The following is a 13932-nucleotide window of genomic DNA, read 5'->3' on the forward strand; positions in this document are numbered from 1 at the left end:
TGGCGCCGGCGTCCAGGTGTTTCTGGGCGGTGACTTTGTCCAGGAACAGGCCGGTGGACTCGACCACGATGTCGGCACCGACTTCGTTCCACTTCAGGTTGGCGGGGTCGCGCTCTTGCGTCAGGCGAATGGTCTTGCCGTTGACCACAATGTTGCCGCCTTCCACCTTGACGGTGCCCTTGAAGCGGCCGTGCACGCTGTCGTATTGCAGCATGTAGGCCAGGTAGTCGGGTTCCAGCAGGTCGTTGATGGCAACAACTTCGATGTCAGAAAAACTCTGGATCGCGCTGCGCAGCACGTTGCGCCCGATACGGCCAAAGCCGTTGATACCGATCTTGATGGTCATGGTGGAAGGTCTCCGGGAGAGGTGAAAAATGGGCGTTCAGGCTGTTGTGGGCAGCTCGGTGGTCAACGCCGAAAAATCGGGAATCACGCGATCAGGTGAGCAGGATTCGATGGGTTCACCCATGTTGTAGCCATAGGGCAGCGCCCACACCGCAATGCCGCCGTTGCGCGCCGTGGCCACGTCGATGCTGGAGTCGCCCACAAACAGGGTGCGCTCACGCGGCACACCAAAGCGCTGCAGGCAATGCTCGATACCGGCCGGGTTGGGCTTCTTCACCGGCAGCGTGTCGCCGCTGATCACAAGATCAAACAGCGGCGTCATCTGGTGTGCGTCCAACACGGTCTGGGTGTACCGCCCTTCCTTGTTGGTCATCACCACCAACTTCACGCCCGCCGCACGCAGGGCGTGCAGGGTTTCCCGCACCTGGGGATACAGGTGACTGCGCGTGCCGCAGCGGCGCTGGTAGAACTTGCCAAATTCGACCTCAATCAGCTTGAAGCTGTCTGAGTGGCGCACCAGGTCGGCTGTGGTGTTGCCCACATAGGCCAGCGCCTGGATCAGCAGCTCGCGCGTGCCGTGGCCAATCCAGTCGTTCACCTGCTGCTGCGTCACGGGTGGCAAATCAAACCGCGTCAGGGTGTCGTTCACCGCATCGGCAATTTCGGGCGCGGTCTCTATCAGCGTGCCGTCCAGGTCAAACAGGATCAGGTCGTAGGGGTAGGCAGCCATTCAGTGGGCCCCTTTGATGATGTGCTCGGGCAGCGTTTCTTCGAGCCGGTGGGCGGCCCGGTGCACCAGGGTGCGCACGGCGTCACACACGCGCGCACTGGTGATGCCGAAGTGCTGGTACAGGTCTTTGGCCGGTGCCGACTCGCCAAAGCTGGCGATGCCGACCACCACGCCGGTGCGACCGACGTACTTGCGCCAGAAGTCGGGGTGCGCGGCCTCCACCGCCACGGTGGGCAGCGACAGCGGCAACACCTTGTCCTGGTAGGCCTCGGGCTGGCGGTCAAACACGTTGCTGCTGGGCATGGACACCACGCGGGTGCTGATGCCCTCGGCGGCGAGCGCGGCATGGGCTTCCATGGCGAGCGAGGTTTCGGAACCGGTCGCCACGATCACCGCCTGCGGGTTCGCGCCCTCGGCCAGCACATAGCCGCCCTTGCGGATTTTCGAGACCATGGACAGGTCGCTCAGGCGCGGCAGGTTCTGGCGCGACAGGCACAGCGCGCTCGGTCCGTCACGCCGCTCGATCGCGCAGGTCCAGGCCACGGCGGTTTCCAGGCCATCGGCCGGGCGCCACACGTCCAGCCCCGGGATGATGCGCAGGCTGGGCACGTGCTCGACCGACTGGTGCGTGGGGCCGTCTTCACCCAGGCCGATGCTGTCGTGCGTGAACACATGGATGACGCGCAGCTTCATCAAGGCGGCCATGCGGATGGCGTTGCGGCTGTAGTCGCTGAACGTGAGGAAGGTACCGCCATAGGGGATGTAGCCACCGTGCAGCGCGATGCCGTTCATGATGGCGGCCATGCCGAACTCGCGCACGCCGTAGCTCATGTGGTTGCCCCAGGCGTCGCGCCCGGCCTTCACACAGCCCTTGAAGTTGGTGAGGTTGGAGCCGGTCAAATCTGCGCTGCCGCCGAAAAATTCGGGCACCAGCGGCGCCAGCACATCCAGCGCGTTCTGGCTGGCCTTGCGGGTGGCAAAGGCGTCGGCTTTGGCGGCAATGGCTTCCAGCACCTCGGGCAACTTGTCGGCGAACGCGGGCAACAGATCGCCGGCCATGCGGCGCTCAAACTCGGCGGCTTCCAGCGGGTACTGCGCGCGGTAAGCCTCGAAGCGCTCGCGCCAGGCCCGCTCGGCGGCGGCGCCGCGGTCCACCGCATTCCAGGCCAAGGCCAATTCATCGGGAACTTCAAACGGCGGCGCCGTCCAGCCCAGCGCGTCGCGCGTGGCCTGCACCTCGGCAGCGCCCAGCGCGGCGCCGTGCACGTCGTGCGTGCCGGCCTTGTTGGGCGAGCCCATGCCGATCACCGTCTTGCAGCAAATCAGCGTGGGCTTGCCGTGCGGCAGCGCGCCCTGCTTCTTGGCCTCCACCAGTGCCGCTTCAATGGCGGCGGGGTCATGACCGTCCACGTTGGGGATGACGTGCCAGCCGTAGGCGTCGAAGCGTTTGGGCGTGTCGTCGGTGAACCAGCCCTCCACATGGCCGTCGATGGAGATGCCGTTGTCGTCGTAGAACGCCACCAGCTTGGACAGGCGCAGTGTGCCGGCCAGGGCGCAAGCCTCGTGGCTGATGCCTTCCATCATGCAACCGTCGCCCAAAAACGCGTAGGTGAAATGGTCGACGATGTGGTGCGTGGCGTCCTCGTCTTCGCGGTTGAACTCGGCGGCCAGCAGCTTCTCGGCCAGCGCCATGCCCACCGCGTTGGTGATGCCCTGGCCCAGCGGGCCGGTAGTGGTTTCCACACCGGGGGTGATGCCCACCTCGGGGTGGCCGGCGGTCTTGCTGTGCAGCTGGCGAAAAGCCTTCAGCTCGCTCATCGGCAGGTCGTAGCCCGTCAGGTGCAGCAGCGCATAAATCAGCATCGAGCCGTGGCCGTTGGACAGCACGAAGCGGTCGCGGTCGGGCCAGTGCGGGTTGGCCGGGTTGTGTTTCAGGTGCCGGTTCCACAGCACCTCGGCAATGTCGGCCATGCCCATGGGCGCGCCGGGGTGGCCGCTCTTGGCTTTTTCCACAGCGTCCACCGCGAGCATGCGGATGGCGTTCGCCATCTGGCGAGCGAGTTCGGGAGAGGGGTTGTTCATGGTGTCCTTCGGGCCTGAAGTGGTTCAAGTTTCTCAGTGGGGTCTCTGCTGGCTGGCCCCCACCCCTGCCCTCCCCCAGCGGGTGAGGGAGTCAAGCGGGGAAGCTCGGGCATTCGGGCTTCGCTCCTTCCCCCGCTGGGGGAAGGCGGGGATGGGGGCCCGCGCGAAACAACGCAGCTCAAAGCATCAAGCCAAGCCCATGGCTCTCTTCTTGCGCTCCACCATGCGCCATATAAACGGCGTGAAGATCAGCTGCATCGCCAGTTCCATCTTCCCGCCAGGCACCACGATGGTGTTGGCGCGGCTCATCATGGAGCCATTGATCATGCTCAGCAGGTACTGGAAATCGATGCCCTTGGGCTTGGCGAAGCGGATCACCACCATGCTCTCGTCGGCAGTGGGCACGTCGCGCGCCACAAACGGGTTGCTGGTGTCCACGATCGGCACGCGCTGGAAATTCACATGCGTGTGCTGGAACTGCGGGGTGATGTAGTTCACGTAGTCGGGCATGCGGCGCAAGATGGTGTCGGTCACCGCGTCGGCGCTGTAGCCGCGCATGTTCTTGTCGCGGTAGAGCTTCTGAATCCATTCCAGGTTGATGACCGGCACCACGCCGACCAGCAGGTCGGGGTATTGCGCCACGTTGTGCTCGGGCGTCACCACCGCGCCGTGCAGGCCTTCGTAAAACAGCATGTCGGTGTCGGCCGGCAGGTCTTCCCAGGGCGTGAAGGTGCCGGGCTCTTGCTTATAGGGCGCGGCTTCTTCGGCGTTGTGCAGGTACTTGCGGCTCTTGCCTTGCCCGGTCGCGCTGTAGGTGCGAAACAGGTTTTCAATCTCGCCGAACAGGTTGGCGTTGGCACCAAAGTGGCTGAAGTTGTTGTTGCCCGCCGCTTCGGCCTCGGCCGCCTTCAGCTTCATTTCCTTGCGGTCGTAGCGGTGAAAGCTGTCGCCTTCAATGATGCCGGCGGTCACATTCTCGCGGCGGAAGATGTTCTGGAACGTGCGGGTAACCGTCGAGGTACCGGCGCCGCTGGAACCTGTGATGGCGATGATGGGGTGGCGTTCAGACATGAAGTTCTCCAAAAAACAAAATCAGTTCAGCAGAGGGGATGCTCACCAAGGGCACAGCGGAACCGGCTTTGCCGGGCCGCCAGTGCCGCCCCCTTGAGGGGGTGACGCGCCCTTAGGCGCGGCGCGGGGGTGGTCAATCCCTGAAAAGGCTACGTTCGGCAAACAGCGGGTTCGCGTCTTCCTTGTAGGCCGCCGGCTCGTGGTGGTAGCGCTCAATGCGCTCCACCTCGTTTTTGCTGCCAAACACCAGGCCAATGCGCTGGTGCAGCGCGGTGGGCATGACGCCCAGCATGGGCACGCTGCCGGTGCTGGCGCGGCCACCGGCCTGCTCCATGAGCATGCCGATGGGGTTGGCCTCGTAAAGCAGGCGCAGGCGGCCGGGCTTGCTGGTGTCCTTGGTGTCGCGCGGGTACATGAACACGCCACCGCGCATCAGAATGCGGTGCGCTTCGGCCACCATGCTGGCAATCCAGCGCATGTTGAAGTCTTTGCCCCGGGGCCCGGTTTTGCCTGCCAGGCACTCGTCCACATAGCGCTTCACCGGCGCTTCCCAGAAGCGGCTGTTGGACGCGTTGATGGCAAATTCCTGCGTGTCGGGTGGAATCTGGATGTTGTGGTGCGTCAGCTTGAACTCGCCCAGGTTGGGGTCGAGCGTGAAGCCGTTGACGCCGTCGCCCACGGTGAGCACCAGCATGGTGGTGGGGCCGTAGAGCGCGTAACCCGCCGCCAGTTGCTGGGCACCAGGCTGGAAGAAGTCTTCGGCGGTGATGTCGCGGCCGCTGTCGATCACGTCTTGCGGCGCCCGCAAAATGGAAAAGATGCTGCCCACCGACACGTTCACGTCGATGTTGCTGGAGCCATCCAGCGGGTCAAACACCAGCAGGTATTTGCCGCGCGGGTACTGGCCCGGAATTTGATAGGGCTCGTCCATTTCTTCCGAGCCCATGCCCGCGAGGTGGCCGCCCCAGTTGTTGGCGCTGATGAACATGTCGTTGCTGATCACGTCCAGCTTCTTCTGCGTTTCGCCCTGCACGTTGACGCTGGCGCCGCCGGCAGCAGCGTCGTGGTTGCCCAGCATGCCGCCGAGTTCACCAAAGGCCACCGCGCGGGCAATGGCTTTGCAGGCCAGCGCCACATCCAGAATCAAGGCGTTGAAGTCGCCGCTGGCACTGGGGAAGCGCCGGCGCTCCTCAATCAGGAACTGGGTCAGCGTGGAGCGTTTGGACAAAGGCATGGCGGTCTCTCGGTGGTTTTTTAATGCGGAAAGGGGCTCAGGCGCTGCGGGCGTTCTTGCGCAGCTGCTTCATCACGGTGTGGTAGCCGCCGTCGTTGTCGGGCGCGCCAAACACGGCACTGCCGGCCACCAGCGTGTCGGCGCCGGCCCGCACGATCTCGGCGATGTTGTCCAGCTTCACGCCGCCGTCCACCTCCAGCCAGATCGGCTGGCCGCCTGCGGCCACGTGGGCGTCGATGCGGCGGCGCGCATCACACAGCTTGGCGAGCGTGCTTGGAATGAACTTTTGCCCGCCAAAACCGGGGTTCACGCTCATCAGCAGCACCACATCCAGCCGGTCCATCACATGGTCCATCCACTCCAGTGGCGTGGCCGGGTTGAACACCAGGCCGGCCTTGCAGCCGTGGTCGCGGATGAGTTGCAGCGTGCGGTCCACATGGCGGCTGGCTTCGGGGTGGAAGGTGATGATGTTGGCGCCCGCCTTGGCAAACAGCGGAATCAGCGCGTCCACCGGCTCCACCATCAGGTGCACGTCGATGCCGATCTTCACGTGCGGACGGATCGCCTCGCACACCAGCGGACCGATGGTGAGGTTGGGCACGTAGTGGTTGTCCATCACGTCAAAGTGAACCAGGTCGGCGCCGGCCGCTTCAATGGCACGCACCTCGTCACCCAGGCGGGAAAAGTCGGCAGACAAGATGGAGGGCGCAAGGCGAATGGGGGTCATGGAACGGGCCGGTGGGGTGAAAGAAACGGTGGGCAAACGCGGCATCAGCCGTTGTGCCATTCGCGCAGGCGCGCCACGTTGACCTGGCTCAGGTCGGGCACCACCCGCAGGGCGCCGGTGAAGTCGTGGTGCGCGGTGAAGCTGTTGGGCGTGATCACGGTGGCGAGGCCGGCGGCCCTGGCCGCGCGCAGGCCATTGGCCGAGTCTTCAAAGGCCAAGCAATCGGCTGCACGCAGGCCCATGTCGGCCAGCACCTTCATGTAGACCTGCGGGTTGGGCTTTTTGACCGGGGCATTGCTGGCGTCGCCCACGGCCAGAAAGTGGCTGCGCCAGTCAGACCCAATGGCGCTGCGCAGCAGGGCCGCAATGTTGACGGGCGAGGTGGTGGTGGCAATGGCCAGTTGCAGGCCTTGCGCCCGGGCTTCGCTCATCAGCGCCAGCACACCGGGGCGCAGGGTCACCGCGCCGTTGTTCACCGCGTTTTCGTAATAGGCGGTCTTGATCTCGTGCAGCCGGTTGATGGTGGCCTCCACCGCGCCGCCGGCCAGCTCTTTCAAATCCGGCTGCAGGCTGCGCCAGTGGTGCAACATGCGCTCTTTTCCACCCGAAATGTCCAGCAACTGCGTGTACTGGGCCAGGTCCCAGTGCCAGCCCATACCGGCTTGCTCAAAGGCGTGGTTGAACGCGGCCAGATGCACGCTTTCGGTGTCGGCCAGGGTGCCGTCAACATCAAAAATCAGGGCTCGGAGCATGGGCTAAACCAGTGAATGCCCCCCGAAAAACCGGGGTGTTGGCGAACTATAGGCATTCACTTAAATAAGGTAAATTCACGATTACTTGCTTTTAAGTTAAGCTTTTACTTAATGAAAAACGCCACCTTCCGCCAACTCAGGGTTTTCACTGAGGTCGCCAAACACCTCAGTTTTGCCCGCGCCGCCGAGGTGCTGCACCTGTCGCCGCCGGCGGTGACCATGCAGGTCAAAGAGCTGGAAGGCCATGTGGGCCTGCCGCTGTTTGAGCGCACCGGGCGCCAGGTGTCGCTGACCACGGCGGGCGAATACATGCTGGTGTACGCCCGCAAGGTGCTGGCCACGCTGAAAGACGCCGAAGACGCCGCCGCCCGCCTGCAGCGGCTGGAGGTGGGCACGCTCACCATCGGCATGGTGAGCACCGCCAAGTACTTTTTACCCCGGCTGATGGCCGAGTTTCAGCACGAGCACGAGGGCATTGAAATCCGGCTGGCCGTGGGCAACCGCGAACAGCTGGTGAAGATGCTGCAGGGCAACGAGCTGGACATTGCCATCATGGGGCGCCCGCCCACCGAGCTGGCCACGCGCGCCGAGCCGTTTGCCGCCCACCCGCATGTGTTTGTGGCCGCCACCGACCACCCGCTGCTCAAGGTGGGCCACCCCACGGTGGACTCGCTCAAGCCCTACGGCTTCATCTTGCGCGAGCGCGGTTCGGGCACGCGCGCGGCGATGGAAAAGTTTCTGGAACGCACCCGCATGGAACCTCGCGTGGTGATGGAAATGACCAGCAACGAAACCATCAAGCAAGCGGTGATGGCCGGCATGGGCATCAGCTTTTTGTCGCTGCACACCATCGGCCTGGAACTGGAACACGGCCTGATTGCCACCCTGGACGTGGAAGGCACGCCCATCGTGCGCGCCTGGAACGTGGTGCACACCTTGTCTAAACTGCTCTCCCCGGCCGCCGAAGCGTTTCGCTATTTCATGCTCGAGCGCGCCGAAGGCCACCTGGCCGAAAAATACGGCCAGTTGCTGAAACTGCCGCAGGCGCTGTAGGCGCCCCATTTCCACCCCATACCCATGACAACCCCCAACACCCCGGCCACCGACCGCACCGACGAACGCCTGACGCAGCTCGAGATCAAGCTCAGCTACACCGAAGACCTGCTGGACACCCTGAACCAGCTGGTGGCCACGCAGCAAGACCAGATCGACCTGCTGCTGCGCGAAGTAGGCCGCCTGCGCCAGCACGGCGGCGGCGAAAGCATGGCCGCCCCACGCAACCCGCGCGACGAACTGCCACCGCACTATTGAACCCACGTTGGCCCGGGGGTGCGCGAACGAATGCACACCCCGGCCCGGGTGGTTACAAAGCGGGTTTCTGAATCGTTTCTAATTACCCCCGGCCACCGGTTTCGCCCTTTTCGGCGAATTCGATGCTGGCCACACCGGCTGCCGGCACACCTGCCGCAACCGACCCGTGTGCACACCCCAACGTTGACGCGACATTCAGGCCGAAGCACTGGATGAACACCCAGCGATGGACCGGTGCCCAGCGGCCTCCCCGGCCCACCCATTTTCAACCGCTTGATGGCCCCGTTTCGGGGTGAAGGATTGGTTTTGCGCAGCAACTTCAGCAGTTCCAGACTGGTGCGCCTGCTCGGTGACGGCATGCCCGCGCCGGCCGAGTCGCCCCGGCAGGACGTTGCCGAGCGGCTGGGCCAGTGGCTGAATGTGGCGGACGCCATTGCGCTGCATGCGGCCCACCAGTCGATCCAGGCCATGGCCTCTGCCAAGCCCGCGCGCGCCCGGGCCCACGGCACAGGCCGCGCAACCGCCTTGACCGCCGAATTTCAGCGCGTGCGCGCCACGCTGACCCAAGCCATCCAGACCCCACCGCCAACCGGTGCCAGCACCAAGCGGCACCGCCACGCGCTGCCCGCCAGCGTGCTGCCGTTGGACGCGGAAGCCCCGCCCGCCGCACCCGACATCAGCTTTGCTCCCTTCCAGCAGCGTTACCAGGAACACCAGCGGCGCATGGACATGAGCCTGGAAGCCCTGCGCGGCCATGTGCGCCAGACGCTGGCCAGCGCCACGCCAGCCCTGGCCCAGCTGGCCGCACTGGACGCCGTGCTCGACCCTTTGCTGGGCGGGCGCGAACAAAAAATGCTGGCCACTGTGCCCGCATTTCTGGAACGCCGTTTTGACCAGCTGCGCCAGCAGCACCCCACCGAGCCCGATGCGCCGGCGGCAGCGCCAAGCTGGCTGGCCTCTTTTGAACCGACCTTCCAGGCCACCTTGCTGGCCGAACTCGACGTGCGCCTGCAGCCCGTCCTGGGAATGATCGAAGCACTCAGCAACTCCGTGAATCAGTGAAGCAACAACAATGAGCAGAATCGTTTTGGCCGTGGCCTTTGTCCTGGGTCTGGTGGCCGTCCTCTGGGTGGGTGTGGGTTTTGTGGGCACCAGCGCGCTGGCGCTGGCCATGAGCGTGGTGATTGGCGCGGTGTACGTGTTGGGCGCCGTGGAAATCCGGCGCTTTCGCGCCGTGACCGCCTCGTTGCAAACGGCGCTGAGCCACATTCCGCAGCCACTGGCTCAGCTGGGCGACTGGCTCGCAGGCCTGCACCCTTCGGTGCAAAACGCGGTGCGCGCGCGGGTAGAGGGCGAGCGCGTGGCCTTGCCTGGCCTGGCGCTCACGCCCTACCTGGTGGGCTTGCTGGTCATGCTGGGCATGCTGGGCACGTTTGTGGGCATGGTCGTCACGTTCAAGGGCGCGGTGTTTGCGCTGGACGGCTCCACCGACCTGCAGGCCATTCGCTCGGCGCTGGCCGCCCCCATCAAAGGGCTGGGGCTGGCCTTTGGCACTTCGGTGGCGGGTGTGGCGGCGTCGGCCATGCTGGGCCTCATGTCGGCCATCAGCCGGCGCGAGCGCCTCGGCGTGGTGCGCCTGCTGGACGCGCAGATCGCGACCACCTTGCGGACGTTCTCGCTGGCCCACCAGCGCCAGGAAAGCTTCAAAGCCCTGCAGTCGCAAGCCCAGGCACTGCCCGCCGTGGTCACCCAGCTGCAAGCCCTGATGGCGCAGATCGAGCAGCGCAGCGAACAGCTGGACGCGCAGTTGCTCAGCCGCCAGGCGAAGTTTCACAGCGACGTGTCGGTGGCCTACACCGGGCTGGCCAGCGCCGTGGCCACGTCGCTGCAAGACAGCCTGAGCGCCAGCGCCCGGGTGGCCGGCGAGAGCCTGAAGCCGGTGGTTGAGTCCGCCATGGCGGCCATGGCCGAAGAGTCGGCGCGCCAGCATGGGCGCGTGAGCGACGCGGTGCAAACGCAGTTGAACGGTCTGGCCACCCAGTTTGGCGCCACCGCCACCACCGTGGCCGACACCTGGACCAGCGCCCTGGCCCAGCATGCGCACACCAGCGAACAGCAGGTGAGCGGGCTCGACCGCGCGCTGAACGCTTTCACCCACACCTTTGAAGAACGCGCCACCGCCTTGCTGGCCAGCGTGCAGGCCAGCGCCGCCCAGTCGCTCGCCGGGCTGGCGCAGGCCGACCAGCACAAGCAGGCCGCCTGGACGCAGTCGCTGCAAGCGCTGGCTTCCACGCTGCAAGGCGAATGGCAGCAGGCCGGCGCACAAACGCTGGCCCAGCAACAGGCCGTGTGCCAGGCACTGGAACACACCGCTACAACGATCAGCGAACGCGTCAGCCAGCAGGCCGGCCGCAGCCTTGACGACATGGCGCGCCTGCTGGCCCAGTCCGAAGAACTGGTGCGCGCCCGCACCGAGGCGGAAGCCCGCTGGGCTCAAGACCACGGCCAGCGCATGGACGCGCTGGCCACGCTGTGGCGCACCGAACTGGCCGCCCTGCGCAGCGACGAAAGCACGCGCGGCCAGGCCGCCGTGGAGCGCATGGAAGCGCTGCAGACCACGCTGGCCGACCAGCTGGCCGCCTTGCGCACCGACGAATCGGCACGAGGCCAGGCCGCCGTGGACCGCTTGGAAGCCCTGCAAACCACGTTGGCGCAACAGCTAACGGCTTTGCGCACCGACGAATCCACACGCGGCCAGGCCGCCGTGGACCGCCTGCAAACCTTGCAGGCCGAGCTGAGCGCCCACATGAGCACCCTGCGCACCGAAGAAGCCACCCGGGGTGAAGCGGCGGTGAACCGGCTGGGCGAGCTGCAAGGCGCGCTGGCCAGCCACCTGGCCACGCTGGGCACCGCGCTGGAAACCCCCATGACCCGCCTGCTGGAAACCGCCTCAGAGGCGCCGCGCGCCGCCGCCGAGGTGATTACCCAGCTGCGCCAGGAAATGGGCCACATCACCGAGCGCGACAACCTGGCTCTGAAAGAGCGCACCAGCCTGGTGGCCCAGCTCGACACGCTGCTGCACACGGTCCAGCAGGCCACGGGCGAACAGCGCGCCGCCATCGAGTCGCTGGTGGCATCGGCCGCCACGGTCATGGCGCAAGCCAGTGGCCAGTTTGCCCAGACCCTGGGCGCGCAGGCCGGCCGGGTGGACGAGGTGGCCGCCCATGTGAACGCCAGCGCGGTCGAGCTGGCCAGCCTGGGCGAGTCGTTCGGCCACGGCGTGCAGCTGTTCAGCGCCAGCAACCAGCAGCTCATGGACAGCCTGCAGCGCATTGAAGGCGCCATTCAGCATTCGATGGCGCGCAGCGACGACCAGCTGGGCTACTACGTGGCGCAGGCGCGCGAGGTGATCGACCTCAGCATCAGCGCGCAGCAAGGCATTGTGGAAGACCTGCGCCGGCTGCACGGCACGCCTGCCACCCAGCCGGTGGGAGCCGCGGGATGACCGACCTGGACGACCGCGACGACGGCGGCCTGGAACAGACCGCCCCGGTCTGGGCCGTGTTTGGCGACCTGATGTCGGGCCTGCTCGGCGCTTTCGTGCTCATTTTGGTGGGTGTGCTGGTGGTTCAGATGGACCTGATGAGCAACCTGGCCTCTGAAATTGCCAAGCGCGAGGCCGAAGAGCAGCGCCGCATGGCGCTGGAAAAAGCGCTGGCCATTCCGTTGCAAACGGGCCGCGTCACGCTGAACAACGGGCGCATTGGCATCAGCGGCAGCGTGCTGTTTCCGCTCAACTCCGACGAGCTGCGCCCCGACGGCCGCCAGCTGCTCAAGAGCCTGGTGCCGCCGCTGCAGGTGTACCTGGGCGAGCGCGACGAAATGCTGATGGTCAGCGGCTTCACTGACGACCGCCCGATCCAGGACGGCAACCGGCGCTACGCGGACAACCTGGAGCTGTCGGCCCAGCGCGCGCTCACCGTGACCCGCGCGCTCATGGACGAAGGCATGCCGCCCGCGCGCGTGTTTGCCGCCGCCTTCGGGGCCGAACAGCCGGTGGCCTCCAATGCCGAGGAACAGGGCCGCACCCTGAACCGCCGGGTTGAAATGGCGCCGGTGCCCAAAACCGCCACCCCACCCGCGGCCAAGCCATGACCGAGCCGCTGGCCGCCCTGGCCGATCTGCGCAACGCGGGCGCCCACCAGCTGGACCCGGTGCGCTTTCACTACCTGGAGGCGCTGGCCGCCCGCGTGCAAACGGCCACGCCGGGCGTGCAAAGCGCGCTGGCCGCCCGGCTGGGCGCAGCGCTGGCCGACTACCAGCAGCGCGCCACACAAGCCCTGCAGGCGCGCCAGGGCGCAGAAGACGCGCAGACCGCGCAACACACTCGGCAAAAAATGGAGCGGCGCCGGCTGGCGGCGGCCTGCGGCGTGGGCATGCCGGCAGCCAGCGCCCAGGCCGCCGAGTCGCCGCTGGCCGAGCTCACCCGCTACATCGATCGCGTGCGGCAGGCGCCGGCCGACGATCCGCTGGCGCACGGCGCCCAGCCCCACCAGCACGCCCTGCCCGAACTCAACAGCGTGCGCCGGTTTCGCGAAACCTGGTCGCGCATCTGCGCCGAAGACCAGGTGGACCTGGCCGTGGAGCGTGGCCCGGAAAACGCCGGACCGCTCAACTCGCACATGCTGGTGCTGCGCTCGCTGGCGCTCATGCGCGAGCTGTCGCCCCACTACCTGCGGCGCTTCATGGCGCATGCCGACGCCCTGCTGTGGATCGAGCAGGCCAGCGCCCGCCTGAAGCCCCCCGCCGCCAAGCCCAAGGCGGTGCGCGGCGCCAAGGCCAAAAAACCCAGCTAAAACCGGGTTTGTTGCCGCTCTTCGCGCTGCACCGGGCCGGCCTTGGCCAGCGCCATCCACACATGAAACGGCAGGCGCTCCAGCGCGCGGCGCGGTGCCTCGCGCACCACCATCAGCGCATCGGGTGTGGCCAGCATCACACCGCATTCGGGTGGAATCTCGTCGGGCTCGCCAATCGGGCGGCCGCGCGCGTCGTGCCCCAGCACATACCAGCAAGCGCTGGCCAGCCCCAGGTAGGCGGCGCGCTTGGCGGGTTTTTTCAGGTCGCCCAGCAGGTCGGCGCGGTTCACCTTGATCTCGTGCACCACCGGCTCCAGGTAGGCTTCCACCGAGCTGCGGCGAATGGAAAACACGTCGGGGCAGGCCATGCACCAGGCGTGGTCGGGCTGGCCGGGCACGGTGTCGGTGTCGTCGTCCAACGCGCTCAACTGCGCGGGCGGCCCGGCCACCACGGTCGGCGCCACGCCATCGTCCAACGGGGCGCCTTGCAACAACGTGCGCGGCAAGGGAACCCGCAGCGCCAGGCCGCGCCAGGCCAGGCGCCCCGCGCGGCCCATGGCCACCGCCACCTGCTCCACCAGCGCTTCGTGCGGGGAACGCGCCGCCTTGTTGCTGGCAAACACCCGCGCCAGCGTTTCAATGCCGGCGTCGGTCACGCGCAGCGTCTCGTGGCCCTGGTCCGACAGGCGCCGCTCTACCTGCCCCGCGGCCAGCAGCTCCACCTCAAGCAGGTCCTGGCAAGGCCAGCCGGCCGAGCGGTAAATGTCGCGCAGGCGCTGGTGGTGGCGGCGGGTCAGGGTGGGCACAAACGAACTCATCAGCTG

The 13932-nt window shown here is 66.4% G+C and carries 14 protein-coding genes; 6 read left to right on the forward strand and 8 right to left on the reverse strand.

What is annotated here, in order from left to right; all coding sequences use genetic code 11:
* From AC0GNR_RS11325 to AC0GNR_RS11355, 7 genes are all read right to left on the reverse strand, one after another.
* Positions 1-346 (reverse strand): glyceraldehyde 3-phosphate dehydrogenase NAD-binding domain-containing protein (locus AC0GNR_RS11325; protein ID WP_472901063.1); only part of this gene is annotated, 346 nt, incomplete at its 3' end.
* Between the two features lie 36 nt (positions 347-382).
* On the reverse strand, positions 383-1075 hold the full coding sequence (locus AC0GNR_RS11330; RefSeq protein ID WP_472901064.1) for an HAD family hydrolase: 693 nt from the start codon (positions 1073-1075) through the stop codon (positions 383-385).
* Positions 1076-3157 carry a transketolase gene (gene tkt / locus AC0GNR_RS11335; protein WP_472901065.1) on the reverse strand — a complete coding sequence of 694 codons (2082 nt, stop codon included), beginning with the start codon at positions 3155-3157 and terminating at the stop codon, positions 1076-1078.
* 186 nt (positions 3158-3343) lie between these two features.
* Positions 3344-4228 carry a phosphoribulokinase gene (locus tag AC0GNR_RS11340; protein ID WP_472901066.1) on the reverse strand — a complete coding sequence of 295 codons (885 nt, stop codon included), beginning with the start codon at positions 4226-4228 and terminating at the stop codon, positions 3344-3346.
* Positions 4229-4361: 133 nt separating this feature from the next.
* Positions 4362-5462, reverse strand: a complete 1101-nt coding sequence (locus AC0GNR_RS11345) for a class 1 fructose-bisphosphatase (RefSeq protein WP_472901067.1) — start codon at positions 5460-5462, stop codon at positions 4362-4364.
* Between the two features lie 37 nt (positions 5463-5499).
* Positions 5500-6189: a ribulose-phosphate 3-epimerase gene (gene rpe / locus AC0GNR_RS11350; RefSeq protein ID WP_472901068.1), complete on the reverse strand. Its 690-nt coding sequence runs from the start codon at positions 6187-6189 to the stop codon at positions 5500-5502.
* Between the two features lie 44 nt (positions 6190-6233).
* A complete protein-coding gene (locus tag AC0GNR_RS11355; RefSeq protein ID WP_472901069.1) occupies positions 6234-6941 on the reverse strand; it encodes an HAD-IA family hydrolase in 708 nt (235 codons plus the stop codon).
* A gap of 111 nt (positions 6942-7052) precedes the next feature.
* On the opposite strand from AC0GNR_RS11355, the gene AC0GNR_RS11360 reads away from it, so the two are divergent.
* From AC0GNR_RS11360 to AC0GNR_RS11385, 6 genes are all read left to right on the forward strand, one after another.
* Positions 7053-7994 carry a LysR substrate-binding domain-containing protein gene (locus tag AC0GNR_RS11360; protein ID WP_472901070.1) on the forward strand — a complete coding sequence of 314 codons (942 nt, stop codon included), beginning with the start codon at positions 7053-7055 and terminating at the stop codon, positions 7992-7994.
* Between the two features lie 24 nt (positions 7995-8018).
* Positions 8019-8252: a SlyX family protein gene (locus AC0GNR_RS11365; protein ID WP_472901071.1), complete on the forward strand. Its 234-nt coding sequence runs from the start codon at positions 8019-8021 to the stop codon at positions 8250-8252.
* Positions 8253-8528: 276 nt separating this feature from the next.
* Complete coding sequence (locus AC0GNR_RS11370; RefSeq protein WP_472901072.1) at positions 8529-9314, forward strand: DUF3348 family protein; 786 nt, start codon at positions 8529-8531, stop codon at positions 9312-9314.
* Positions 9315-9324: 10 nt separating this feature from the next.
* A complete protein-coding gene (locus AC0GNR_RS11375; RefSeq protein ID WP_472901073.1) occupies positions 9325-11757 on the forward strand; it encodes a DUF802 domain-containing protein in 2433 nt (810 codons plus the stop codon).
* Positions 11754-12407, forward strand: coding sequence for an OmpA family protein (locus AC0GNR_RS11380; RefSeq protein WP_472901074.1), 654 nt, complete (start codon positions 11754-11756; stop codon positions 12405-12407). The genes AC0GNR_RS11375 and AC0GNR_RS11380 overlap by 4 nt, the downstream gene beginning before the upstream one ends.
* Positions 12404-13108 (forward strand): DUF2894 domain-containing protein, encoded by a 705-nt coding sequence (locus AC0GNR_RS11385; RefSeq protein WP_472901075.1) that lies wholly within the window; start codon positions 12404-12406, stop codon positions 13106-13108. Before AC0GNR_RS11380 ends, AC0GNR_RS11385 begins: the two co-directional genes overlap by 4 nt.
* Here the strand turns inward: AC0GNR_RS11385 and AC0GNR_RS11390 are convergent.
* Positions 13105-13926 carry a hypothetical protein gene (locus tag AC0GNR_RS11390; protein ID WP_472901076.1) on the reverse strand — a complete coding sequence of 274 codons (822 nt, stop codon included), beginning with the start codon at positions 13924-13926 and terminating at the stop codon, positions 13105-13107. The genes AC0GNR_RS11385 and AC0GNR_RS11390 overlap by 4 nt on opposite strands.
* Between the last annotated feature and the right edge of the window lie 6 nt (positions 13927-13932).

Source organism: Hydrogenophaga sp. LT287 (genome assembly GCF_055702805.1).